Here is a 26,309-nt window from a genome sequence, read left to right on the forward strand (position 1 = left end):
GCATCAGAGAGACGAAAACGAAAGTTAAACCAATCCGTTCAGGCGACGACAGACCCTAGCCGCCTCTTACCGCGACGGACCGGCTTTAGAGACATCCGCAACGCTGTCGAGTAGATCTACGGGCACGGCGGAGGACATCAACGCTCTCCTCCGCCGACGGCCACCTCACCCCTGTTTCAAACGGCTCGGATGACGCCCGTGTTAAGCGTCACAATTCGGCAACAGCTACGTCGAACTTCACAGGACCCGTTCTTTTCCCGAAGCAAGCGTAGTTACGTTGGTGAAAGCAGTAGCATACTGATCTGTCCTCCGTTGGGAGAAGCGCAGAGCAGTTCGTCAGCAAAATCCCCGTGAAAGCAGATTACAGCAGCAGTTTGGTCATTGCCTGTAGATGGAAAACACAAATATGTGCACGGCTCATATTATACTGAGATGCAGGGCGTGATGGCGTCCGAGATGTCGCTACTCTTCAAGCTGGCAATTCTTTCTGGACGAGTTGAGACGGTCGAGTCGCACTTAGACAGAGGAGCAGACGCAAACGCCCGTGATAATTCAGGAACACCTGCGCTGCTGCTTGCAGCTTCACGTGGTCGTCAGGATATTTGTGAGATATTACTTAGAAAAGGGGCCGACCTTGCTGCTACAGACAGTAACGGACGAACGGCCAGCGACCATGCGCTTCAGTGGAGGTTCGAGCTTCCGTCGCCCGTTTCCGCGGAGCATCCAGAGCCTGAAGGTCTCCATGAGGAAAAGGTAGACGTACAGTCAAAACGGTTTGACCGCACTGGATCCGAGGTCGAGGCCAGCCTGGAGCATTGTCAAACGTCATTTAGGCCGGAGACTCAGGCTGAGCCAAGCTCTGCTGCACTGGAGGCGACGCTCTGCAGTTCGCCGGAAAACGTTCAGGCGTCGAATTTTAGCGAAAGCTCGAACCCTGACGATAACCTGAACGGTTGGGAGATCGAACAGGAGCCGACGGCACCCCAGGTGGATTTGGCCCGGGTCGATGCAGCAAAAGCGGCCAATGACGAGCTTTCGCGACCCACCGCCGTTATTGGAGCTTCAGACTGGTCGTCAGTAGCGGTTGCCCTACCAAGCTTTCCGCCACAAGAAGTCGCACAGCTTCCGGATTCCGTGCGGACGCTTCTGATAGAAGGGATTTCCAACAGTCGGTTGCTCGCGCAGCAGATTCGAGAAACGTTACGATCAGTAAGAGCTACAAAAGATTATGGAAGATCCCTCCGGATCATCATGTCCGATCTTGGCATCGATGTGCGTTCGTCCGCGCTCGAAGAACTCTTGGAAGCCGAAGCGCCCAGGGCGCCAATGAGGCCCGACGGCTCCGAAAAGTTGGCGGAAGCGACGGAGATTCTCACCGTTTTGCTCAGCCGCGACGCCGAATCCCAGTACTTGGCTGACGTTCGAGCGATGCGCGTGGAAGCGCTTAGCCTTCAACCAATCTTGTGGGCGCGGGCGGAAGAGCTTCGCCGGCGCGCTGCTTCGGTTCTCGCCCGTATGCGCGGTGGCCTCCATTTTTTGGAATTAGCTGGTGCTTCGTTTGAGGCTGAGGAAAAGAACCGAAATCACTCCGACGATGGATTGAACGATGATGAAACTGGTACGGAAAACGAGGAAGCGGCAAACATTGCAGTGAATGAACAAGAGGCTGTGCGGGAACACCTCTCGAGCATCTTCTCCGGCATGTCAGAGGCTGAAACGACCGTACGTCTGGACGCCATGCGGCTACCGGCGGCTGTTATGCAGAAGGCGGCTCGACTTGCGCTGAATGCGCGCGTGGCGGAGGCAGAGGAGCTCGCAAGCATCGTGGCGGAGCTATCCAGCCGTCTTGATCGCATCGTCGAAACGAACCTAAGTCTCGTAACTTGGATGGCAAATAGATATAGAAATCGGGGGCTCGACTACCTTGACCTTGTTCAAGAAGGGAATATCGGCCTGATGAAAGCTGTTCAGAAATTCGACCCTTCTCGTGGCGCGCAGCTGGCGACCTACGCGATCTGGTGGATAAGGCAGTCCATTAGCCGAGCCATATACGATAATGGCCGGACAATCAGAATTCCGGTGCACGTGCAGGAAAAGGCAAGAAAGCTGCGGCGCCTCCGCGAAACGCTAGAGGCCGACTTAGGTAGTCCGCCCGACGTCCATACTACAGCAGTTCGGATGGGGATTCCGGTAGAACACGTAACGCGTACTGACAAGAACGTTGCCCATCTAATGCCTGTTAGCGGTGACAACGTCGAACGTTTTACAGGAAGAATTCTGACAGCAGTGGCAGACTGCGCCTCCCTTCCCGAGCATGTGATGTGGGAAGGTAAGGCTCGCCAGCAAATATCTGGCCTTCTTCTCGAACTCACCGCGCGGGAAGAGAGGGTAATCAGAATGCGCTTCGGAATAGGAATGACAGACGAACTCACTCTTGAAAAAGTCGGTGAGACTTTTGCGGTCACTCGCGAGCGGATCAGACAGATCGAAGCCAAGGCGCTTAGTAAGCTGTCGCACCCGGGCCGGTCGAAGCGGCTGCGAGGATACTTTAATGCTTGATAGTCGAACCCGCTCAGCACCTCCCCGCGCTTCGGCTCTTGTCGAAGCGCTCCGTGGACTCGGCTACACCTCAGGTGCAGCCCTAGCCGACGTCATAGATAATAGCATCTCCGCTGGAGCTCAAAACATCTGGATAGATGTCGAGTGGGACGCCGGTGCCGGCAGGGTAACGGTCCTCGACGACGGGTCGGGCATGGACGACGAAGCTCTGGAACGGGCAATGCGGCTTGGCGAAAGAAGCCCGCTTGATCGGCGGGGCGCTGACGATCTCGGACGGTTCGGGCTCGGCTTGAAAACCGCTTCCTTCTCGCAGGGGCGACGGCTGACAGTCGCATCGAAAAAGGACGGCACTGTTAACGTGCTTCGTTGGGACTTAGATTACCTGCTCAGCAGTCTAGACGGAGGTTGGCATCTGCTGGAGGGCGCAGATCCGCAGTCTTCACAATTGTTGCAGAAGCTTGAACACGTCCGAACGGGAAGCCTAGTCATCTGGGAATTGCTGGACCGGATGATGGTCGCCGGCAGCGGCCCGCAACACGTGCTCGACTTAATTGACCATATCGAAAATCACCTCGGGATGGTGTTTCACCGCTTTATTTCCAGCAAACGGTTGACGATTTTCCTGAATAGACGAGCTGTCGTAGCGTGGGATCCATATCTCGCAGAGCACCCTGCAACTTGGTCTTCTCCACGGACGCCGTTGCACAGGCAGGAAAACGGCGCCTGGGTTAAGGCGTTCGTCCTTCCGCATCGAGACCATCTGAAGGTTTCGGAGTATGAATCGGCTGCCGGGCCAGAGGGTTGGAACTCGCATCAAGGATTCTTCGTCTATAGGAACGATCGGCTTCTGCTTGCTGGCGGCTGGCTCACTCTGGGAAAGGGGCGGAATTGGACACGGGAAGAACCCTACCGATTGGCGCGCATTCAGCTCCACATCTCCAACTCTGCCGATGCTGATTGGAAGATCGACATTCGTAAGTCCAAGGCGCAGCCTCCTCCTTCAGTCCGTGCCACCCTGGTACACATAGCCGAGGATGCCAGAGAAAGGGCCCGCCGGGTTTTCGCTTTCCGTGGAAAACCCTCGGTTGGCGCCCATCGCGAACCAGTTAGCCCGCTTTGGACAGCAACGAAAGTACGCGCTGGTATCCGCTACTGCATCTCGCATTCACATCCTGCAGTAGGTGCCGTGCTGACTGCGGCAGAAGCTGTGGGTGGTACGTTTCAGCAGGAAGTATTAGCAATGTTGCGCGTCATCGAAGCAACAGTACCAATTCAGCGTATTTGGCTAGACACGGCAGAGAACAAGGAGACCCCGCGCACCGGCTTTGGTGGAGAAGCGCCCGCAGAAGTTCGGTCTGTGGCACAGACATTGTTTAACTCGATGGTGAAACGTAAGGGTATGTCGCCGGAGCTCGCACGTGCCAGGCTTCTGCGGACTGAACCCTTCGATCAGCATCCCGAACTAATCACCGCTCTAACAGAGGGAAAGTAGATGGCAGACGCCGCGGTCGAGCAAAAAATAATCAAGTTTGCACAGGAACTGATCGCGGACGAAGACAAGTCTATTGTTACACCAGCGTTCATCGGAGAGACGATTGAGCGCGTTCTCATGCTCAACAAGGCATGGGCCCAAGTGATCGATCGGGAGACAGTCCAGACTGAACTCATCAGGCGATTCAGTATGTGGATGGGCGAGAACACCAAACTCAAAAGCGAGGTCGGTCATGAGACTTGGCTAAACGCACAACGGAAATCACAGTGGCGGTACTGGCAGAGATACCGCGAGTATGTCGAGCGTAAAATGGCCACGAGCGTCGTCGAGGGCCTCGACGAAGTCACAGACGACATCCTGTCACTACTTGAGGACCCAATAAGACCAGGTAGCTGGGACAGGCGTGGAATGGTTGTGGGTCACGTGCAGTCGGGTAAGACCGGTAATTACACCGGACTGATCTGCAAAGCGGCTGACGCCGGATACAAAATAATCATAGTTCTTGCTGGTATTCACAATAATCTCCGGTCCCAAACCCAGATGCGTCTAGATGAGGGATTCCTTGGATATGAGACTCATCCAGACCCAGAGGCCATTCGCACCATCGGCGTCGGGGAGCTGGACGCTGATCCATCAATTCGGCCAAACTACGTCACCAACCGCTCGAACAACGGTGACTTTAACGCTGCGGTTGCCAATAAATTAGGTATCAGCCCAGAGAAGCGCCCATGGCTTTTCGTGGTGAAGAAGAACAAGAGCGTACTGGAAAAACTGAATAAGTGGGTAAGGAACCACGTCGCAGACACTGAAGACGTAGCTACGGGCCGGCGTCTGGTGACCAACCTTCCTCTGCTGCTCATCGATGACGAGGCGGACCACGCCTCTGTCGACACAGGAGCAGACATCGTAGACGAAGACGGCCGGCCAAACGAGGAACATCAGCCTAACGCAATAAACGCGCTTGTTAGAAAACTGCTTGTGAGCTTTTCAAAAGCGGCTTACGTCGGCTACACAGCTACGCCTTTCGCAAATATCTTCATCCACGAACGAGGCCAGACCACCGAAGAAGGACCAGACTTATTCCCTGCGTCGTTCATCATCAACCTTGGCGCCCCGAGCAACTACGTGGGTCCCTCACGCCTATTCGGCCGGCCGTGTGAGACCGGTCGTACAGGCAGCCTCCCAGTTGTGCGGCATGTCAAGGATTGGTCCACAGACAATGACACTGCCGGCTGGATGCCATCGAAGCACAAGAGCGGACATGTGCCCAATATAGCAGGCCGAGCTGAACTGCCGAACTCGCTGAAAGAGGCAATCGACGCCTTTATGCTCGTCTGCGCAGTACGACATCTGCGCGGTCAAGCCAGCCAACACAGCTCCATGCTGGTGCACGTCACGCGGTTCACAGCGGTACAGAACCATGTCTTCAATCAGGTCGAGGCATACCTGAACGCGCAGCGCCAGCGACTGGTTCGGGGCCTGGACGACGGCGAGATCTTGAGACGCCTAGAGGCCCTATACAAGACGGACTTTATGCGAACCACGGCGGCTATTGGCGACGCTGAGCTTGATCTGGAGGTTCCCTTCGCCCGATCGTGGGAAGAAGTCCAAGATGTTCTATCCGACGCCGTTGCGGACATAGGGGTCCGAAAAATCAACGGAACGGCGAAGGACGTTTTAGACTATGCTGACACGAAGGGCCCGGGGCTCAAAGTTATCGCGGTCGGCGGCGACAAGCTCTCGCGCGGGTTAACGCTCGAGGGTCTCTCGGTGAGCTACTTTCTCCGTTCCTCAAAGATGTACGACACTCTCATGCAGATGGGTCGCTGGTTCGGTTATCGTCCCGGATACATAGATTTATGTCGACTATACTGTACTGAAGAGCTGTCTGAATGGTTCGGCCACATTGCCGACGCGTCGGAGGAACTTCGCGAGGAGTTCGAGATGATGGCGGCGAGCGGTGGAACGCCCCGCGACTTCGGTTTGAAGGTGCAGTCACATCCCGTTCTGATGGTCACCTCGCGCATGAAAATGCGTGCAGCGAAGACACTTATGCTTTCGTTCAGCGGGCAACTCATAGAAACAGTCACCTTCAGTACAAAAGACCAAAAAATACTGCAAAATTATCGCGCAGCGGAAGAGTTGTTTTCTAAACTGGGACCACCGGAAGATAGCTCCGGAATTGAAAAAAACCGTGGCGGTAAAATCCACACCTGGCAGGGGCGCATCTGGGAAGGAGTGGAGTTTGAACCCGTGCTCAATTTCCTTCAATCTTACACGACTAGCGAGAGCGCACTAAAAGCAAGAAGCAACTTGGTTGCTGATTTTGTTGCGTTACTCACAAGTGGTGGCGAGCTGCAGAACTGGACTGTTGCAGTGATGGGTGGAAACGGCCGCACGTTTGAGCCGCTGCCCGGCCTGAAGCAGGTGAAGCGATCTGAGGACAACGGCGTCGAAGCGAACGGCAGCTACCGGATCGGCAGGCTGCTGTCTCCCCGCGACGAGGCCATCGACCTCACTGAAGCAGAGTGGCTGCATGCTTTGGCCCTCACAAAGGCGGCGTGGCACAAGGATCCGGGCCGTCGTGAATCGGAACCGGAGGAGCCCAATGGTCCGGCCGTTCGCTTCGTGAGGGGGAGTGGTCAGATCAACCGTCAAGGAGAAGGACGTGGCCTGCTGTTGCTCTACCCCATTGACCCTCAGGAAAGCAAGATCGCAGTATTAGCGGGAACGTCTACCCCTGTGATCGGTATGGCTGTTAGCTTTCCAAATAGCAGGCTTGGCGCGAAGGTGCCATATAGCGTCAACAACGTAGCCTGGGAGCAGCAGTATGGCTCTGCAGAATGAGCATGAAGAACTGCTCTCTGCTTGGCGGTCGCTTAGCCATGCAGAGACTTCCGAAGGTTGGCGGGCAATCGCGATTGGATCAGGTCGCTGCCGTGCCGGCGTTCGCTTCCCCGAGGGCGGAGAAGCTTTGCTTGTCGGATTCAACATCCGTTGCCCCCCAGCATCTGATCTGCCCGAGGGACGCGGTTTCTCGGTAGCCGTCGCCGGTGAAAAGACGAGCGGCGGCTTTGATCTTTGGCTGGGGGTGGTGCGGAAGCCGAACGCTAATCTAGAATTGTTCACTCTGATGGCTGCCGACGTGCTTGCGGTAGTAAACTTGGTGTCGCAAGATAGAGAGCTCGGTACGTACCATCAGTTCTTGTCGCGCATCAGAAGTTGGCAGCAGTTCATGGAGCAGCGCCGGGACCGCCGGCTGTCCGATGAAGAGGAGCTAGGACTATTTGGTGAACTCACAGTAGTCCGGCACTTGCTCAAGACAGGAATTCCTGCAGCATCAGTGATGGATTACTGGAAAGGTCCGACGAACGGACTCCGTGATTTTATGGGCGAGGCGGTCGATCTGGAAGTGAAAGCCACTGTGTCCGTCAATGGCTTCCCTGTCCATATCAGCTCTCTGGAACAGCTGGATGACGTAAGTGGCCGTACGGTATACCTGGCAGGATTCCGGTTCTCGGTACAGGACAGTGGAATAAGTCTTCCGGCGCTTGTCGAACTCATCCGCAATGAAATGGGGGAAGACCCGATCGCGGCGTTCGAACGCAGCCTGCTTTTCGCCGGTTACGAAGCTGCCTATGCCTCTGAATACGTGCGATGCTTCGTTTCGGCGGACAAACGTTTATTTAAGATTTCGGAAGAATTTCCGCACCTTTCAAGGAGCGAAACTCCGCTCGCGGTTCGGTCTGCAAACTACGTAATCGACCTTGATTTAGTGAATGCAGCCCAGACGACACTGGACGACGTTTTTCTGGCTCTTGGAGCGCCGGTACCGTTATGACTCAAGAAGAATTCCTCATTCAGCTGCAGAGCGATGTACGCCGTGAAGCTGCCGAGCGCACCGGGCAGCCAGGCCCGTTTCCGCATCCGGTCTCGCTTTTCTCCGAGATCGTCATGCAACACATGGCTGAGTTCGGAATGACGAACGAACCGCAGGTTCTACACATTGAGCGAAAGCTTGGTAACGCAACCTTGAAACTAAGCGGCTACGCCCTTTCGGACGAATTAGACCAGCTTGATTTATTCGTCAGTCTATACCTTGATGTTCAGCTACACACACATCTTCCAGAGTCTGAAGCGACCAACGCAGCTGCCCAATGCATCCGGTTTCTTGAAAATACTGTCTCAGGTAAACTGTCGTCCAAGATCGACGCTTCGGATGAGGCTTACGACCTTATCCTAACGATTCGTGACTGCTACGAAGCTCTTGATCAGGTCCGCATTTTTGTTCTCACAGATGGTGTTTCGAAGGCAAAAAATTTCAAGCCTCGTGAAATCGGGGGCAAACTAGTTCTCTTAGAAGTCATGGACATTGAACGTCTGTTTCGGCATCTGTCCGAAGGGCGCCCGCGAGATGAGTTGCTCGTAAATTTCGAGGAGTCGTTCGGCAGTCCTATCCCATGCGTCTACGTACCTGGAGACTCGGGCGAGTACGATTATGCGCTTGCCGCGATCCCGGGTGCTATGCTGAGGGCGCTCTACGAGAAATGGGGCGCACGACTGCTGGAGGCAAACGTTCGCTCGTTTTTGAGCCAGACCGGGAAAGTCAATAAGGGGATTCGGGACACTCTGCGAACAGCTCCCGACCGGTTTCTGGCGTATAATAATGGAATTGTCATTGTGGCCGACGAACTAAACATTGGTACGTCTAAAGACGGTGGCACTGGTATCTCGTGGCTTAAGGGAATGCAGATCGTCAATGGCGGTCAGACAACTGCCTCGATCTACTTCACGAAGCGAAAGTTTCCGGGAGTCGACCTTTCGAAGGTGCGGGTTCCGGCTAAAATTATCGTTCAACGTTCCACTGACGAGAAATCTGAAGAATCGTTGATCTCCGACATCTCGCGCTACGCGAACAGCCAAAATCAAGTGAGGGTCTCGGATCTATCAGCCAACAAGCCCTTTCATGTTGAGTTGGAGAGGCTCTCCAGTTCGACCTACTGTCCCGACGGTATAGGTCAGTGGTTCTATGAGCGCGCGACCGGCAGCTACAATGTAATGCTGGTGCGTGTAGGAAAAACTCCAGCCAAGTTACGTGATCTGAAGACTGCTATGCCACTTGCGAGGAAAATTACTAAAACAGATTTGGCAAAGTTTCTGCATGCTTGGGGTCAAAAGCCGCATCTTGTGAGCCTCGGAAGTCAGAAGAATTTTCAGATTTTCAACGAAGGAATTGTAACCGAAGGCTCATTGCCTGATTCAGCGGAATTCAAACACCTGATGGCTCAAGCTCTGATATACCGACGAGCTGAAAAGCTAATACGGCCAGCTTTTCAAGGATTCCAAGCCAACATCGCGGCATATACCGTCTCATTGATAGCTAACCGGCTCGGCGAGAAGATTTCTACCGGTGTGATCTGGCAGCAACAGGGCATATCCGACGCTTTTGGAGCCCTGATCATGCAGTGGTCTGAGGAGGTCAACAAAGTTCTACGGTTCAGTGCAGGCCAGCGCATCGTTTCGGAATGGGCGAAAAAGGAGGAGTGCTGGGACATTGTACGAGAAGAAAAATACTCCCGGTTCGCTGCGCTTCTGCCTGAGTATTTGTAGCAGCAATGGTGAAAGTGATTTCTATGGAATATATGCCGACGAAGATGTTTGCAGGTCACTGCACAACCTAAATGGACTGACGACTTTCGGGCTATAGCTACTTCACGTGGATGCTGGATTGACAGTGTAATTAAAATTCTACGGCCTAACTCAAATCGACACTGTAATTTAAGTAGCAACAAATACTGCGAGTGGCTGTTGATCGATACGGTGTGTTGTCGTCGAGGCCTATGAGGACGCCGTACCTTTCCTCCGCCTGACCACGGCGTGCCGCGTCCCGAACAGTCCGTACAAACGGCCGACAGCCGGTCTGCCGTACCGTTTCAGGATGGCTGAAAACGGCGAGGGAGGCGACAGCTTGCGTCACCGTTTCATATGGCGAAGCAGCGATCACCGCCTCGAGCGCAGCCAACCCGTTCAGTTGAAAGTTGGCGAACCTGTTGAGCACGAGCCCGCATAAGCAAGGGAGAAGACCAACTTGACTCATAGTCTGTGACCGCACGTTCATCGAGCCCGTCTCGTTCTGCCATGGACGTGCGGGTGCGGGTCGGGAAGAACGTGCAGGAGCTTCGGCGCCAGAGAGATCTGTCGCAGGAGGAACTCGCTCACCTCGCGAGCGTGCATCCGACGTACCTCAGCGGCGTGGAGCGGGGGCGGCGGAACCCGACGATCACCGTCCTGCAACGTATCGCCGAGGCGCTCGGGAGCGAAATCGAGCAGGTCGTCAGCCGTAGGGATTGATCTGCGGTCGTGCTATTGGATAGGGCGGCAGCGCGTGCTGTTCCACGGTCTGGCTTACGGCTGCGCCCACGTACTACCGCCGCCTGCAGACCGGCCATCGTGCGCTCGCGGTTGAGGTCCAAGAAATGCTCTGTCATCCTCCCCGAGGACGATCCAGCGGCGCTCCCTGTTTCTTGCATCGGCGTTCTTGTTGACACAATGCCGCAGCCGACTAGCAGCCGCCAGCGCCCGGACTTCTCCGACGTGTCACCCGCACGGCGCCGCAACCTGGCTGCTGTCCGGGGGAAGAACACGAAGCCGGAGTTGGTCGTCCGCCAACTCCTGTACTCCCTAGGCTACCGCTACCGGCTCCACCGGCGCGACCTGCCCGGGCGGCCGGACGTCGTCTTCCCGGGGCGCCGCGCCGTCGTCGAGATCCGCGGCTGTTTTTGGCACCGGCATCCCGATCCCACCTGCCGGAACGCGGCCCTGCCGCGCACCCGGGCCCACTGGTGGGCGGCCAAGCTCGCGGCAAACGTCCAGCGGGACCGGCGAAACGAGGCGACTCTCGTAGAGGCCGGGTGGCGGGTGCTGGTCCTGTGGGAGTGCGAAGTGCGCGGCGACAGGGATGCGCTGACCGAAAAATTGATTGATTTCCTCGGCCCGGCTGGCTTCTACAAACCGCCGGAATGATGCGGGAAAGGAACTCCGTCGACTCGGAGGACCAGCTAGGTTGCGAACATGACCACTAGCAAATTCGACATGACGAAGAGTGGGCCTGCAGGACTGGTGCAGGAGCTTCAGGCCAAGATTCGGGCTCGCAAGCTCACGCTCAAGGCTGCTGCGGTTGAGATCGGCGTGACCCCGAACACCCTAGAGCGCCACCTGAGCGGCGAGCACGTGCGCTCCGACAGCGCGCGCAAGTACGAGGACTGGCTGTCCGGGCGCATCGGGCGCCGCAGCGTGTTCCGACGCGCCGCGGCTCCGCGGCAAGAGCAGATGGTCCTCGACGGGCCTGCCGAGCGCGAGCTGCCGCTGCCGTCCGCTCCGGAGCGCCCCCATCTGGTCGTGGACATCTTCTCGGGCTGTGGCGGCCTGTCGCTTGGCTTCGACCTCCTTGATGGCGGCCGCCAGTTCCGGACGGTGCTCGCGATGGACGTGGTTCCAGCGACCGTCTCGGTGATGAACTGCAATCACCGCGCGATGCACGGCCGGGGTGAGACTCCCGTCGCTCGCATCGCGGACCTGACAGAGTTCCTCGACGAGACCGAAGTGCTGGCGTTCTACCTCGACCACGTCATCCGGCTGCACGGCGACGCGGATGCGAAGCAGCGGATGAATGCGCTGGCAGGCGGAGCATTCCCGCGTTTCCTGGCCGGGCTGCGCGCCATTGACGAGGCGTTCCTCAACGAGCTGTCAACAGCTCGGGAGGCGCGTCCCTACCGGGCGGCCTACGACGAGCTCGACAAGGGGGTACTCGGGCAGACCTCGGTCCTTGGGTTTCAGGACGCCCTCAAGCTGCCACGCACCGCCCGCGTGCGCCCCTCGCTGCCGTCGGTGATCTGGGCCGATGTCGCGACCACGGTGTCCACTCCGGCGCGCCCCGTGACCATTCCGGCCGCTTCAGCGAGATTCCGCCAGGAGGCGGGGCAGCTCTGGGAGCGGGAGCTGGCCGCTCTCCAAGCGAAGGAAAAGGCAAGCGGCCGCGGCCAACTCACCTCCTCCGCCCGACGGATCCAGGCTTTTGCCGCCTTCGCCCGCTCGGCCGCCTTCTCGGGCGTACGCGAGGCCTGGTGCCGGTGGCAGGCGAGCCGCCTCGCCCTGCGCGCGGCGACGTTTCAGAGCCAGGAGTTCGTCAGGGCCGTCCGTGCCTTGTACGAGGCCACCTACCCCGTAGCGGTCCTGCTCGGCGGACCGCCGTGCCAAGGATTCAGCCGCATCGGCCGGGGCAAGATCCGAAGCCTGCGCGAGGCGCACGTCCACGTCCACGGCGACGATGATGCGGGCGACATCCGCAACTTTCTCTACCAGCGTTACCTGCTCGTCGTCAGCGCGCTGAGGCCCCTCGCCTTCCAGTTCGAGAACGTTCAGCACTTCCAATCCGCCGTGAAGACGGAGGGCCGGGAGTTCCTGGCAACCGAGATACTGGCGGAAGCCATCGCCGAGATGTCGGAAGGCGAGGCGTCCTACGCCGTCGCGTCCCGCACGGTGGACGCCTCGCGGCACGGCGTACCTCAGACCCGCCAGCGGTTCTTCATGTCCGGCCTGCGGCGCGACGCGTTCCGCGGCCTGGACGGAGAGATACTGGCGGCTCGCTGCCTGGCGATGCCGAACGAGGCTGAGGTGCCGCTGTCTGCCGCCCTGGAAGGCCTTCCTGAGCCTGCGGTCGTCGGCGGCGATGCGCCTGCCGCCGGTGCGATGGCGTCCACCGTGGCACTGCACGACCACCCAGACCCGGAGCCCGTGACTGCGGAAGCGCGCTACCGTTCTTGGATCAGGCAACCTGCGCCGGGAGCCGATACCACAACCATCGCCACGGATGCCCATGCTGCCCGCCCGGCGCGCGAAGACGATGCCGAGCTGTTCGCGATGTTCGGCCCCGGAAAGCGATGGATGGATTACCGTGTGGACGAGGCGCCGACCTTGTCCGCGCTCCGCAATGCACTCGGGGCACTCGCCGCTCTCCCGGCGGGCGCTTTGGAAAGGGTCGGACAGAGCCTGGCGCCTGGCGGCCCTGCCCTCCCGTCGCCGGATCAGGCGCGCGAGCTTCTGTCGCGACTGGACGGCTCCCTGGCGCTGCGCCTCCTGATGGAGGAGATCGGCGACCGTCTGGAGGCGCCGCACCACCTTGTCAGCGCAACCTACCTGTCGAAGCGGGACGGCAACCATGGCGACTGGCTGGCGCGCCTCGACGGGGCGCGCCCCTGCAAGACGATAGTCGCGCACATGGGCAAGGATACCTACGGTTACGTCCACCCCTCCGCGCCGCGGACGCTGTCGGTTCGGGAAGCGGCAAGAGTGCAGACCTTTCCCGACTGGTTCTCCTTCGGTGATATCGCCCTGACGGACGCTCTGAAGATGATCGGGAATGCCGTGCCCCCGCTCCTGAGCCACCGCATCGCAGCGCGCATCGCGGCGATGCTGGCGCTGCGGGAGAAGCCCACCGCCTCCCTGAATCGAGCAGCCTGACTAGCTCAGGCCGCGGCGACGGAGGCTGCCGCCGTGCGAATGGCGGCAGCTATCCCGGCACAGAGGTCGCACCGGACCTTATCGCCTCCAGTCCCGGGCCTGAGGAGGGTCGGGACGTGGACGCCGACCACGTCCACCGTCGCGCCTGTTCCAGTCATGCGGTGCCGATGGAAGCGGAGCGGCTCGCTGCCGTCACTGCCAACCAGCGGAGCGAACAGGAAGCCCGACGCGGCGCTCCCGGCCGCCATATAGGCGGTCAGCTGGTAGGCGTCCTCACGTCCGGGCTCGGGCGTCCTCGCACCTGTCCAGATGTCCTTCCACTTGGCATCCCCGACCGCCAGTCGGTCGCCTGCCGGGTCGGCAAGCCGTAGTACGTAGTCGGGCGTCAGCCTAGCGAGGTCGCGTCCTGCATCCGAACGCAGGAGGTGGCGAGGAATGCTAGAGGGGATGAGGCCTGCTGCGGGCCCGTGGTCGTGCAGCACCCGGCGCAGGGCGCGCTCGAAGAGGTCATGCAGGGTGAACAGCACCGCCATTGACGGCTGTCCTCCCGCAGCCGCAGGATCAAGGCTGCGCTGCCGCACGAGCGAGCGTCCGAAGGCCAGAAGAGGCGACCAGTGCTCCTCCAGCGGCCTTAGCATGACTCTGTCGAACAGGGCTGTATCCGCCTCCACGTCGGCAACCCCACGCAGCTCGCCGAGGATGGAGTGGGCTAGGCGGCGTGTCTCAGATCGCCGGGTGCGGGAAGCAACCTCGCGCGCGGTCCAGCGCACCGCGCGAACGACGTCGTTGTCCGTGCTGAGGGGCGCGTGACGGATCACTAGCTCAAAATCGCGTCCAGGACGTGCGAGCGCGACGCATTTCATGTCGATGCGGCCGCGCACGGCGGTGGACGCTTCGGTGACGGGTACGTAGCGCCGCGGCAGCCCGGCATCGGCGTGGCGCGCGGAGGTGGCGACCGCCCAGGCGTAGAGCACCTCGGCCAGGCCCGCCCCGCCCTCGTGTATGGCGGCCGCGGCGGTCGCGAACGGGCCGCGGTCGCGACCGACGAAGCGCAGGAGATCGACGAGGAAGGCGCGTCCCTCGTCCGGCGTCGCGCCCTCCCGCGTCTTTGGCAGGATCTCCACAGCGACGTCGCCGACGTCAATGACACCTACGGCTCCCCTAGCGAACAGTCCGCGCCTCCGATGCTCGAGAGCGTCCGGCATCCCGGCGCCTTCTGCTGCGGATAGCAGGCGCTCCCTAATGCGGGCGGTGTCGACCTCTGCGGGCAACGGCACGCGCTGGCGCTCGAGCACCCGGACCTCGCGCCTCCGGAGCTTCATGGGGCAGGCGTGGCGGACGCTACCGCAGGTGGGCTGGCCTTGTAGGCTACGAGCGCTTCGAGGAACTTGCCGCCTTCCCAGGCTCCCTGAGGATCCCACCATGGAGCGGCTGTCCAGAGCCCGGCAGCCTCATTCTCCACAGCATCCCGTAACTCGTCCGGGATATCAGACGGAGGCTCGACGCTTTCGAACAGGCCCTGTCCGGCCACGGCGCGGACGCGAGCCCAATCGGAGCGGAAAAGGTCGATCAGAAAAGGCAGGGTTTTGGTCCGAAGGGTCCGTGCGAAGGCCTTCAGGCGCCCGTCGTCGCTATCGTCGAACCCCTCCCGGACGCGCATGTCGTCGAGCTTCGATGCCATGTAGTCCGCGTGCCCGATGAGGTTCTCCGAGCCCCCAATGTAAGCGAGCCGTCCATTCATGGCTTTGAAGAACTCCCGCGTGTTCAGGGGGCCGTATGCCTCATCCACAAGCGCCGGTTCGGGCGGCACGATGCTGAACTCGAAGCGGCGCCGCATCGCCAGATCCATAGCGGCCAGCGAGCGGTCGGCCGTGTTCATCGTCCCGATAATGGACAGGCGGGAGGGTACGGACAGACGGCGGCGCGAATAGGTCAGGGTGACGCGGCGCTCCTCGGACGCCCCCTCGCGCTTGTCGAACTCAATGAGAGTGATGAGCTCGCCCATAACCCTGGCAAGGTCTGCCCGATTCATCTCGTCGATTATCAACACGATGTCCTGTTCGATGATCTCGATCTTCCCGGAAAAAATTTTTCGATAAACTGCGCGGAACGGGCTGGCGTTAGCCTGGAGTGTGGTCGGCATACCGATCGCCTTGGCCACCTGTTGCCGTCTTGCCAGCTTCTTAGGGTCGCCGCCTCCAAGCGAGAAGTCTTCTTCGGTGAGCCCCGCGTCCCTAAATTTTTTCAGCGTGTAAAAATCAACGTAGAAATACTTTTTAGTGCTTACCGAACCTTTCCGGTCGTCGTCGCTCTCCAATGCGATACCGCCCGCGTCTACATGTGCAACCTTGTATTTGTCAGAACCGCTACTTTTCTCCAGCTCGTCACCGATTCTGAAATCGGCAGCGCTGACAGTAGCCTTGCAGAGCCTGCAAGCCTCCAAGAATGGCCCAGCGACGATATCGTATGTTACCGCCCCAGCGTCGCTGCGCCCCGGCCGGAAGCCCTCGATAAAATCCTCGTAAGAATAGCTGGGGTGGAACGTAACCCAGATGATCCGGCCTTCGTCCACAAGACGCCGGTGCTCAGCATCGACGTCGGCGTCGGCGACGCTCGGAACTAGAACACGGACTGCTTCGCGGGCGGCGGCGTAGGTCTTACCCGTGCCCGGAGGCCCGGCGAATATTTTCATGACGGCTGGCATAAGGTCCTGGCACGTGTCGATTCGGTTGTGTCCACATCATGCAGATGGCGTGATCACCCGTCATCCGCGAACGCTCGCCAGTGTCCAGAAGGTCCGAAAAAGCCGGGGAGAACCGGGTTCCCCCAGCAATCCCGGCCCTACGCAATTCGGAGAATGAACATCGGCGTGGAAGAAGGACACGGCAGAGGGGCTGATCGGCGTACCAACGGGGCTCTGACTAACTCTCGCTGATACCGACGGCGTTGAGGTTGCGGACATCTATGATGGAGCCGCAGCATGCGCCCTCGCTTTCGGTCGCAGAGCCTCGTACCCGCTGGGTTCATCGTCGATCATCACGATGTGGACGCCGACCGGATCGGTCTGGTTGTGAGATCGAGAGCCGCAGAGACGCCCTGCCCAGACTGCCGTGTCCCTTCGCGTCGCATCAAAAGCCGCTACCAGCGCCGGTCGCCGACCTGCCGCTCGGTGGCCGGCGCGTCGAGCTCTAGGTCCTCTACGGCTTGCCCGTCGCCTTCTGGATGCAGCGGACGGCGGCCAAGCCGCGCGATCTCGACGGGGCGGGATCGAGAGGAGGCCGGTTAGGTCGGGTCGCTTGCAAACGGCAAGCTTTGGTCCGCGCCGTGCGTCGGGTGAATCACGCGCTGCACCTCAACGAAATCGTGTTGTGCGGACGTGAGCCGCCCGCCCCGGTCGTAGGCATAGGTGTAACTTACCATGCAAGCGAGCGCCGATCCGGGTAAGCCCGACATGATGGCGTCGAGGTCGATCAGGGTATCTCGTGGTCCGATGCGTTCTCGGATGTAGGTGGACTTGCCCGACCCAGGCGGACCGCACACGATGGTCAAAGGAATGCGAGAGGACTTCAGGTCAGTTGGCATACGGCGCTCGGCGCACTCGACCGTCAGGCCTGTCCCGCCGCTGCCCTGGCGCTGCTTGTGGCTGCTATGGCAGGGTTCGCACACGGATTGGAATGGACCAGCTCAGAAGCGCTCCACGTCACCGCGGTGGGGCTCGACGTGATCGCAGACCGTTGCTGGCGTCACCCTCCCATTCGCCTCGCACATTCGACACAGGGGCTCGCGTTGAAGCTGATCCTTCCGCAAGGCCTTCCATCGGCCAAGTCCGTACGGCAGGCGGGCGGCACTTTCGAAGCGACGTTGCGCCTCCTAGCTTTTAAATGGTCTGACAGTTGGCTGGCCGGCAGACAGTTTTGCGCGACCAACACGTGTGTCGTGAGTGCCGACGCGTGGCCGGAGGTTCTTCAATCGGGGCATAGGCTATCGATCTCCAAGCCAGTCAAGTGGTTGGCTTCAAGGGCTGGGCGTGATCAGTCTAGGCAAACGAGAGTGGGGAACCCATGCGCTTCGATACCGAGGAACCGTTCAGGCAGTTTAGGCTTCGATTTCGACGCGGGCATATTGAGAGGTTCGCAACACCCAAAAATGGATAGGATCCGGATGTCTAGAGATTTCTATTCAGCCATCAAGTAACCATCAGACGGGGCGGGCACCTCCGGTCGGCCTCAGAGCAACTAAGTGCATGCAGGACAATGTCATATGATCTTTGCTAGGCGAGCGTTGCAACGAAGATTACAAATCTTACGCGAGACTCTCAACGAAACAGCTGTCAACAAACTTGCTGCCCGCCTCAATCAGCCGGGAAGGGATCGGCTTGCGGCAATGTATGAGGTTGCAGTCCTACACGGCCTTTCGAAACAGGGCAGCCTGCAAAATGAGGAACCTCTCCCAACTGGACGACGGCCAGACATTTTTTTCAAAGGCGACAGCTGTATATTTACTGCTGATATCACGGTGGTATCAGACGAAGGACTTGACGACGCAAACCCATACAAAGAGCTTAGCGAATTAGTAGAAAAGACCAAGAATAATTTGGGGCTTCCTATCGGGGGCGTTGATTTGCGCGTGAAATCGAGGCGCGACCAGAATGCACGAGGAACGCGGACGGTTCTCCTACTGCCGCCCCGACGCGATCTACAAAAGTTTGTCAATCATCGGGTTGCGCCAGAGCTACGCGAGCAGATCAAAGCTGGAAAGACAATACTCTCTGTCGTGATCGATGATGGCGACGTTGGCATAGAAATCACGATTGATCCTTCGCAATCTCCATTCAGTCAGGGTGGCTATGCGTCTTATGACGTTCCAACAATAAAGGATCGTAATGCTCTTTTTAATGCTTTGCGGCCAAAGGCGGCACAGCTTCGTGGAGCGGAGGGTATTACCGGGGTGATCGTTGGTGACGGCAATTGCGCTGCGCTGGCGCATAACAAAACTGAAATGAGCAATATTTCAGCGTATAATATCGCGTCAGATTATTTGCGTCAGTATTCTTCAATGGACTTCGTTCTGCTTATAACCGTCGGCCAATCTAATACAAATTGGCTGAACGTTGATCCTAAAACTTACGACATGTGCTTCAATCTCGTAGTTCGTTCGGATTGCGAATACGAAGATGATCTCCGAAAAATCTTCACGGGAATGATTGAGGAATTTCCGAAGCCAGTAAAGATGCCTGTCAATGCGGCGTTACGTGCCCGTGAAGCTGGCTATGGACTCGGTCATCATGGAGGATACGCGGTGTCGAAAGATAAAATACGCCTAAGCTCGCGAGAGCTCATGGAAGTACTAGCTGGTATTCGACGGCTTGATGATAGCGGCGCGAAAAATATTGAAGCGAGCAGGAAACTCGGACCGCAAGAAAGTCGACCTCAGTCCGAGTTTCAAAATAAACTGCGAGAGGGGAAGCTTCCATCCGCTGTACGAGTCATCAAAACCGATGAAAATGATAGCGATGACTGGGTTGAGTTCGAATTTTCAGAACCGGACCCAGCAATATCCTCGATTCAATGACATGTTTATATACTAAGCTTGTCGCTATTGGCAGATTTGATCCCGAGATTGGTAACCACTTTATCGTTTCTATGAATATCGCCTCTTTTTTTGCTCATGATCAGCCTACGAAGAGACGACGTTGTGAGGGGCCACCTGATTAATGATGGTGATTTAAATCAAACGTAGTTTACGTCATGTCTTGAAATTCAGTGGGGTATCTTATGGGAGTTCAAACTCGGTGAGTATCCTATTCGGGACCTTGGTTCGCGGATCGTCAGGTGGTGGCGTGCGAGATTTAAGATCCCAATCGCCCATTGTCGCCTTTCAGTGCCGGACATGGTTACGCCAGCGTTCGTCCGTTAGCTTAGCAAGGTAAGGGTCGTCGCCTCCGCCTGCAGGCGTATCTACAGCTACATCCTCCCAGGGACGGTCGGACAGCCAGAACCTCGTTTGCTTGACGTACTTCGTCCTATCCGCCCATGACGCTCAAGCTCTGAACGGTACTCTCTCGCCGCGGCCAGAATGCCTTCGGACGTCGCGCCTTGCTTGAGCGCCCAGGCGTGCTTCGCCAGCGCCGGTGCTCTCGGGTTTGATCCGTCCCGGCGAGGATACTCGTTCCACCACGAGGCGAAGCCGTCAGGATCGCCGACCAGTGGGGCGTTCCGCGATACCGTTTTGGGGCCTTGGGGGAGTCGTCTCTCTTTTTCTCTCCTCTGCTTCGCGGGCCCGGAGCACATGCTTCCTCGGTATCGTTTGTTTGCAATGGTTTAGAGTCGGTCACTTCGTCTTCAGTTTGGGTCGCACTCGGTTAGTCACTCGACACTCACTCGGTCCGCGCTCTCTCCCAGGCTGTGCCGCTCCTGCTACAAAGGTGCTACGCAGCGTCCGACGCCGTTACGAAAGGCATTGACATATGCCTCCTAAGCCGTTCAAGAAGCAACCTAATGCGGGCGTAGTTCAGTGGTAGAACGTCAGCTTCCCAAGCTGAATGTCGTCGGTTCGATCCCGATCGCCCGCTCCAAAAACATCAGGTAGTGCAGCTAGTTATCAAAAAATGAGAGAGGTCGGATCAGGCCTTTGGATTGTCCGTACAACCTACGTACAACCGGCCGAATGGCTCTCCGGGCTCTAAGGCGTCTGATTCGCGAGCGCAGCCCCATCCTTCGCTAGGTGTGAAGTCCTATATTGCGGTGGCACCAGTTAGCTGAGGTCGCTGCAGACTGGGAGGTGTTCTGGGACAGCTTCTTCACGGCTGCGCCTCGACCACGCACGCAGCCAGAGCGACAGCGATCGAAAGCGTCGCTCAAAGACCTCGCCGCGCAGCATGGGCTGAACCCCAGGACGGTCGCGGAATGGCGCAAGCATGCCTTCGTGCACGACGCGGCGATGGGACCGAAGGCGCCGCGCTCCACCGCGCTCACGACCGTAGAGGAAGCGATCATCGTTGCTTGTCCGCCGGCACACGCTGTTGCCGCCGGACGATTGCCTCTCCGCGCTCCAGGTCCCCATCCCGCACCTGACCCGCTCGTCACGGCATCGCTGTCTACAGCGGCACGGGATCAGCCCGTTGCCTGAGGTCGGCGGCGACAGGCCCGGCAACCAAGCCTTCAAGTCCCAACCCGAGGCGACCTGCCGAGCCTGGGCAGGCGATCCGAGCCGCTTCGGATACGAGCCGACCCGTCTCACGTCGGGACTGAACACCGAGCACAGTCGAAGTTCGCTACGAGCACCGTGGTCGGGGCAGACAGTCCGGTAATCACCGTGCCAGCCCGCGACGACAACCGGATTCCGGAAACGCGAAGACACCGGGTCTCGATGATGGTTCTTCAGGCGCCGAGGATGTCTTGCGGGGATCGCGTCGCTGAGCATGGACCCGAGCCCGCCGTCTGACCCGAAACGAACGTCGAAGGGCTCGCGTCGCTCGCGAACGCTTCGTAGGGCAGCCAGCCGCTGAAGGGCTCGAGGGTGTCCAACTGGGCCGAACGGTACCAGCGCCAGATCTGGCGGGCCGCGCTTGGGGCGTACCAGCGGCCGGGTCGGCCCTCCGCCAGGATCGGCCCAAGGGTCACGTGGTTGAGCCAGACTCGGGCGACGGATCGCGGGGCCGTGTGCATCGGGCGCCAGGTCGGTGGCATCGGCGATCTCCTGCGAAGCGATCGGGCGGGGCTGAAACGGGCGCGGGGGCCAGGACTTGGCGTCCGGCCCCCGCGGGTCTTCTTCGATTGCTTCGGTTAGGCCGTCAGGCCGCGACGATGCGGGGGGCCGGCTTGGTCTCTTCGGAGACGGCAAGCGCCTGGGCCACGACGCGCTTGCGCCAGGGCTTCAGCACCGCGATGGCGAGGAGCGAGGCGAGGATGTTTGCGCCGGCGGCCACCAGGAAGACGCCATCCCAGCTGTTGGTCGCCTGCTGCAGATAGTTCGCGACCGGGACCAGAAGCGCGGCGGTGCCCTTCGCAGTGTAGAGCAGGCCCGCATTGGTGGCGGCGAACTTGGTGCCGAAGGTATCCGTGCAGGTCGAGGGAAAGAGAGAGTAGATCTCGCCCCATGCAAAGAACACGAAGCCCGAGAGCAGCACGAACCACAGCGGGTCATGGCCCCAGAGGTAGAGCATGTAGATGCCGAAGCCTTCCATCGCGAAGGCGACGAACATGGTGTTCTCACGACCGATCTTGTCCGAGACCCAGCCGAAGAACGGGCGGGTCAGGCCGTTGAGCACGCGGTCGATGGTGGCCGCGAAGGTGATGGCGACCATGGTGATGCCCATGATCGTGACGGGCACCTTGTCGACACCGATATCGGCAGCGATGGGCTTCAGGTTAGCGGTGATCATCAGGCCGCCGGCGCCCACGATGACGAACATGAAGTACATCAGCCAGAAGATCGGCTGCCGGGCAACCTCACCGGGGGTGTAGTTGCGCCGGGTCTGGATGACGTTCGTGTTGGCGGCAGCCTCCGGAACCTGCCCCTTCTTCGGCGAGGTGAAGAAGAACGCCAGTGCGCAGACAACGAGACCCTGACCGATGCCGAAGTTGAAGAACGCGGCCTGGAAGCCGTGATCGGCGATCATCCACTGGATCGGTGCGACGGTGAGGGCCGAACCGGCGCCGAAGCCGGCCGCGATGATGCCGGCCGCCAGCCCGCGCTTGTCCGGAAACCATTTCAGGGCGCTGCCGACACAAGTGCCGTAGACCGCGCCCGCACCGATACCGGCGATGACCTGGCCGAGATAGAACATGTTCAACGAGGTGGCGTAGGAGTTGACCACCCAGCCGATGCCGCACAGCAGGCCGCCGAACAGCACCACCACCCGCGGGCCGTACTTGTCGACGAACCAGCCCTCGACGGGAACGAGCCAGGTCTCGAACAGAACGAACAGGGTGAAGGCCCATTGGATCGCCGCGCGATCGAAGCCGAATTTCTTTTGGATGTCAGGGACGAAGAACGTCCATCCGTATTGCAGATTGGCGATCATCACCATGCAGATGACGCCGATGACGAGCTGTCCCCATCGATAACTGTCAGATACGCGCTCGGTTGTGGTTTCCGCCCTCGACATGGCTTTTCCTCCGGTAGGCTCTTGCTGAAACGAGTACGCGATCGGATCTGCGTCCGATGCTGCGCACGGGGGCCGTTAGCCGCCGGGCTTGTCGCCGGCTTGGTATGTGGAATACCAGCCTCTCTCGCGTCGAACCGATCGTCAAGAGTTGGTTTCCAAGAAATCGATCCCGCAATGCAGCGTGGCCACCAGTTTTCGATGCACTTTCGAGCCCTGACCAGCCGTTCTTCATCTATTCAGGAAGTCGTCCAGCCCGATTGCAGCGCCCACGTCCCGATGAGGTGCGACGGATCGCCGAGCCGTTGACCGACCTGCGCAGGGCGGTGATCTGGTCCTTTCATCGATTGGCCTGAGAGAGGGCCGCGCGTGAATTCCGGCTTGTCCGCCATGAATTTGACCACGCCTGCGCATCGGGGAGGTGCGCGATAATGCCGGTCGGCAAAGCTGGTGTGGCGCACAAGCGTGATGCGGTGCGCAGGTGGACGAACGTTGGGGCTACGGATCCAAGGGTGTCGATTATAGAATTTCTTGCTGCGACGCAGCATCACTGCTGGCAAAATATGTGGTTCGCCGCCTCGGTCGGCGTTATCGAGCGGCATTGAAGGGGGAGCCGTGAACGACAAATCAGCGGATCTGTCGCGTGTTTCTGCACGATATTTCAATGGGCGCGTTGACAGCTGAAATTCTGTATACCAGGCTTTCTTCACAAGACGTCACGAGTCCGGAGGATCGGCGCCATGAGCGCGAGCCAGAAGCCTGGCAGTCAAGCCTCGCGCGTGCGCCACATCCGTATGGACCGGTCCGTGCGCGAAGCGATGCGCCTCCTCTCGGCACCGGACGTCGATGCTTTGATCGTCGTGGACGGAGCCTGCGACGAGACTGGCTCCTTCATCGGAATACTCACGGAGCGGGAAATCTTCCGCTCCATGTCCGACAAGGGCCTGGAGACCCTCGACAGTTTGGTCTGGATGCTGACCACGCCGGAATTCGTCACTGCCGACGTGCGAACCCCGCCGGCGGACCGGCTGCAACTTTTCTGCGCGCACAAGACCAACCACATCGCCATCATGGACGGCCTCTGCCTGCACTCGATCCAGAGTATCTGGGATTGTGTTGCCGAAGCTCCACACGCATCGACCGCCCCATGACAGACCTCGGTTGAGATCGGAACCGTCATTGATCGGCGAAGTTCGTGTAGAAACGTTCGACGTTCGGTCCCTGCACTGCGAAGGAATTCCGAGGTTTTGAGCCAGAATCTTTTGCGGTGCCCAAATCTTGACGCGGAATGCGTTTGAACTCAGATTTTTTAGCCTCGCTCACCGATGGGTGGGGCGAAGCAAAGCCGGCTCAGGAGAGCTGGCACCCATCATCGCTCGCGGCTTCGGCAGGGTGCCGTCATCCGCGATGAGGGAGTTGAAGGAGTGATCCCCATGCGTTTCCTGGCAATCCTCGACTGCCCGGTGATCTTCAGCGGCGAGAATAGCTACGGGATGACCAGCATCGACATGTGTCCGTCGACCGGGATCACGAGCGGGCTGATCAGTCGGCACGTGAAAGTAGTCGACGGTCGCCTGATCGCGGTCTGCATCTGGACCAGCGAGTTCTGCTGCCGCAAGTACTTCGATGCGGCTTGGTACGGCAAGGCAGCCGACCTCTGGGGCGACCAGTACCAACTTCGTCTCGAGGCGATCGAGGAACCCCAGGCCGCCTGAGCGTACGCCGCCTGAGAGGTATCCGGGCGAGAATTTCAGGCGGTCCGGCCCACGCGGATAGCGGAGTGCTTCGGCATGACCAACCATGCCTTGGCCAACCCGCCGCCGGTCGTCGATGCCGACGTCCACGGCCCCTGGAATCCCGGCATCGAATCGAGCTTGCCACGCTCGATCCTCCCGCTGGCCACCGTCTTCCGCGCCGAGAACGTCGAGACTCCCCTCGCCGAGGCCTATGAGATGAGCGATGTCAGCGGGTTGCCGCTGACTCAGGTCGTCCGTTTCCGGCCCGAGCGACTGGTGGTCCACGAGGTCCTGATCCGCGTGATGGCGGATCTGTCCGTGCCGATGGGACAGACCTACGGCGATCTCGGCGTGAATTTCCGCGCGATCGTCTCGACCATCCTGCGCGAGGGCATCGCGGATCATGCCCGGGAGATCGCCGCCCGCCATGCGGAGATTTGCTCCACCGCCGCCGCGCTCTTGGACAGCGAGATTGCCGCGATGCTGGACGAGCGTCATCCGTGTGCCGAGGTCACGGAGCCGGCGTCTTGGCTTCGCTTCTGGCGCCTGCGCGATCGGAGCGCGAACCCTCACGTGCAAGAGAGATGGGACCCGGCGAGCCGAGCCGAGCACCATCTCGAGGCTTGGCAGGTTCGGGCTATCGCAACCGACGATCCTCTTGCATCAGCGGCCTGTGCAGCGCTTCGTTGCGTGGTCGCAAGTCTCATCGGTCGCCGTGGTTTCTTGATTCGCGACCGGGTGCTCCTCGGCAGGCTGGCCGGCACCCTCGTGTCGAACGGCTATGGTAGCCGCGCCCTGGGCGAGATGATCGAGCCCTGGATCCAGGAGATCGTGGCGCGCCATGGCTACATCCGCTTGGAGGCGCAGCCAGCCCCGGTGATCCTCAACGTCAAGGGCTCCTCCGCGTCCGGCAAGAGCACGATCCGGCCCTACCAGCGGGCACTGGTCGAGGCCCTGGGGCTCGACTGGCTGGACTTCGCGCTGATCACACCCGACGTCTGGCGCAAGTTCCTGCTCGACTACGACAGTCTGGGGCCAGCACGACGCTACGCCGGACCGCTCACCGGCCACGAGGTCGAGATCGTCGACCGCAAGCTCGACGGCTACATGGCGCGCAAGGCGGATGCCGGGCGCATTTCCCACCTCCTCATCGACCGCTTCCGCTTCGACAGCTTCGCGGTCAATCCCGGCACCGAGATGGGGAGCCAACTCCTCACCCGCTTCGGGCATCAGGTTTACATGCAATTCATGATCACGCCGCCGGACGCCACGGTGGAGCGAGCCTGGAAGCGCGGCGAGCAGTTCGGCCGCTACAAGGCGGTGGAGGACCTGCTGGCGCACAATGTCGAGGCCTATACGGGCATGCCGCGGCTTTTCTTCACCTGGGTGCTGCGGCCCGACAAGGAGGTCCATTTCGAGTTTCTCGACAACAGTGTGCCGGAGGGCCAGCGGCCCCGCACTGTCGCGTTCGGGACGAACGGGGTCATGAACATCCTCGACGTTCAGGTCCTGCTCGACATCGACCGCTATCAAGCCATCAAAATCCAGGCCCGCGATCCGGAGGCGGTCTATGTCGGCGTTCCTCCCCCTGAAACGCTCGGGGCGATGCCCTTCCTGCGGGATTGCCTGCGCCGGATGGCCATCATCCGCTTCGCCGATCACGCCACCGGGCGGGTGCTCGCGCATCTCGAGAACGGGCGCCTCGCCAGTCTCGCGCCGATGCTCGCCGAGGCGGACCCGATCGTGCATCGGGTACTGACCGCTCTGGATGTGCTCTCGTCGGCGGAGGCGACCGTGGACACCGGCGAGGCCCTCCGGATTAACGGGGCATGCACCCTCGGTGCCTGGGGCGAGGACGCAGCGCCTGAACCACCGACCTGACGGCGTTCACAAAGGC

The 26,309-nt window shown here is 59.7% G+C and carries 16 protein-coding genes, 1 tRNA gene and 3 pseudogenes; 15 read left to right on the forward strand and 5 right to left on the reverse strand.

The window, feature by feature from the left end; translation table 11 throughout:
* Window positions 1–381: 381 nt before the first annotated feature.
* From AC0IWM_RS18240 to AC0IWM_RS18265, 6 genes are all read left to right on the forward strand, one after another.
* Window positions 382–2,559: a sigma-70 family RNA polymerase sigma factor gene (locus AC0IWM_RS18240; RefSeq protein WP_471757257.1), complete on the forward strand. Its 2,178-nt coding sequence runs from the start codon at window positions 382–384 to the stop codon at window positions 2,557–2,559.
* Window positions 2,552–4,051 (forward strand): ATP-binding protein, encoded by a 1,500-nt coding sequence (locus AC0IWM_RS18245; RefSeq protein WP_471757259.1) that lies wholly within the window; start codon window positions 2,552–2,554, stop codon window positions 4,049–4,051. The genes AC0IWM_RS18240 and AC0IWM_RS18245 overlap by 8 nt, the downstream gene beginning before the upstream one ends.
* Window positions 4,052–6,898: a Z1 domain-containing protein gene (locus tag AC0IWM_RS18250; protein WP_471757261.1), complete on the forward strand. Its 2,847-nt coding sequence runs from the start codon at window positions 4,052–4,054 to the stop codon at window positions 6,896–6,898.
* Window positions 6,882–7,892, forward strand: a complete 1,011-nt coding sequence (locus AC0IWM_RS18255; protein WP_471757263.1) for a PD-(D/E)XK motif protein — start codon at window positions 6,882–6,884, stop codon at window positions 7,890–7,892. The genes AC0IWM_RS18250 and AC0IWM_RS18255 overlap by 17 nt, the downstream gene beginning before the upstream one ends.
* On the forward strand, window positions 7,889–9,661 hold the full coding sequence (locus AC0IWM_RS18260) for an AIPR family protein (RefSeq protein WP_471757265.1): 1,773 nt from the start codon (window positions 7,889–7,891) through the stop codon (window positions 9,659–9,661). Before AC0IWM_RS18255 ends, AC0IWM_RS18260 begins: the two co-directional genes overlap by 4 nt.
* A 492-nt stretch (window positions 9,662–10,153) precedes the next feature.
* Complete coding sequence (locus AC0IWM_RS18265; RefSeq protein WP_471757267.1) at window positions 10,154–10,402, forward strand: helix-turn-helix domain-containing protein; 249 nt, start codon at window positions 10,154–10,156, stop codon at window positions 10,400–10,402.
* Window positions 10,403–10,464: 62 nt separating this feature from the next.
* On the opposite strand, the pseudogene AC0IWM_RS18270 reads toward AC0IWM_RS18265, so the two are convergent.
* Window positions 10,465–10,545 (reverse strand): annotated as a pseudogene (locus AC0IWM_RS18270) (recombinase family protein); the annotation flags it as partial.
* A gap of 100 nt (window positions 10,546–10,645) precedes the next feature.
* Between AC0IWM_RS18270 and AC0IWM_RS18275 the strand changes: the two are divergent.
* Window positions 10,646–11,074, forward strand: a complete 429-nt coding sequence (locus AC0IWM_RS18275) for a very short patch repair endonuclease (protein ID WP_471757269.1) — start codon at window positions 10,646–10,648, stop codon at window positions 11,072–11,074.
* A gap of 48 nt (window positions 11,075–11,122) precedes the next feature.
* On the forward strand, window positions 11,123–13,570 hold the full coding sequence (locus tag AC0IWM_RS18280) for a DNA cytosine methyltransferase (RefSeq protein WP_471757271.1): 2,448 nt from the start codon (window positions 11,123–11,125) through the stop codon (window positions 13,568–13,570).
* Window positions 13,571–13,575: 5 nt separating this feature from the next.
* Here the strand turns inward: AC0IWM_RS18280 and AC0IWM_RS18285 are convergent, their stop codons facing one another.
* Window positions 13,576–14,865 (reverse strand): McrC family protein, encoded by a 1,290-nt coding sequence (locus AC0IWM_RS18285; protein WP_471757273.1) that lies wholly within the window; start codon window positions 14,863–14,865, stop codon window positions 13,576–13,578.
* A gap of 23 nt (window positions 14,866–14,888) precedes the next feature.
* Window positions 14,889–16,274 carry an McrB family protein gene (locus AC0IWM_RS18290; protein WP_471757275.1) on the reverse strand — a complete coding sequence of 462 codons (1,386 nt, stop codon included), beginning with the start codon at window positions 16,272–16,274 and terminating at the stop codon, window positions 14,889–14,891.
* 276 nt (window positions 16,275–16,550) lie between these two features.
* Between AC0IWM_RS18290 and AC0IWM_RS18295 the strand changes: the two are divergent.
* From AC0IWM_RS18295 to AC0IWM_RS18310, 4 genes and pseudogenes are all read left to right on the forward strand, one after another.
* Window positions 16,551–16,759: pseudogene (locus AC0IWM_RS18295) on the forward strand (transposase family protein); the annotation flags it as partial.
* Between the two features lie 1,071 nt (window positions 16,760–17,830).
* Window positions 17,831–19,141 (forward strand): hypothetical protein, encoded by a 1,311-nt coding sequence (locus AC0IWM_RS18300; protein ID WP_471757277.1) that lies wholly within the window; start codon window positions 17,831–17,833, stop codon window positions 19,139–19,141.
* A 928-nt stretch (window positions 19,142–20,069) separates the two neighbouring features.
* Window positions 20,070–20,144: transfer RNA gene (locus AC0IWM_RS18305), tRNA-Gly, on the forward strand.
* 211 nt (window positions 20,145–20,355) lie between these two features.
* A pseudogene (locus tag AC0IWM_RS18310) lies at window positions 20,356–20,744 on the forward strand (transposase family protein); the annotation flags it as partial.
* 618 nt (window positions 20,745–21,362) lie between these two features.
* Here AC0IWM_RS18310 and oxlT read toward each other — a convergent pair.
* Window positions 21,363–22,679: an oxalate/formate MFS antiporter gene (gene oxlT, locus AC0IWM_RS18315; RefSeq protein ID WP_471757279.1), complete on the reverse strand. Its 1,317-nt coding sequence runs from the start codon at window positions 22,677–22,679 to the stop codon at window positions 21,363–21,365.
* 236 nt (window positions 22,680–22,915) lie between these two features.
* Window positions 22,916–23,278, reverse strand: a complete 363-nt coding sequence (locus AC0IWM_RS18320; protein WP_471757281.1) for a hypothetical protein — start codon at window positions 23,276–23,278, stop codon at window positions 22,916–22,918.
* 138 nt (window positions 23,279–23,416) lie between these two features.
* Between AC0IWM_RS18320 and AC0IWM_RS18325 the strand changes: the two genes are divergently transcribed.
* The 3 genes from AC0IWM_RS18325 (at window position 23,417) to AC0IWM_RS18335 (ending at window position 26,293) form a co-directional block, all read left to right on the forward strand.
* Entirely contained in the window at window positions 23,417–23,827 is a 411-nt protein-coding gene (locus AC0IWM_RS18325; RefSeq protein WP_471757283.1) for a CBS domain-containing protein, read from the forward strand.
* Between the two features lie 282 nt (window positions 23,828–24,109).
* On the forward strand, window positions 24,110–24,391 hold the full coding sequence (locus AC0IWM_RS18330) for a hypothetical protein (protein WP_055957098.1): 282 nt from the start codon (window positions 24,110–24,112) through the stop codon (window positions 24,389–24,391).
* 90 nt (window positions 24,392–24,481) lie between these two features.
* Window positions 24,482–26,293 carry a DEAD/DEAH box helicase family protein gene (locus tag AC0IWM_RS18335; protein WP_471757285.1) on the forward strand — a complete coding sequence of 604 codons (1,812 nt, stop codon included), beginning with the start codon at window positions 24,482–24,484 and terminating at the stop codon, window positions 26,291–26,293.
* The last annotated feature ends 16 nt before the right edge of the window (window positions 26,294–26,309 follow it).

The organism is Methylobacterium sp. AC433, from assembly GCF_979253015.1.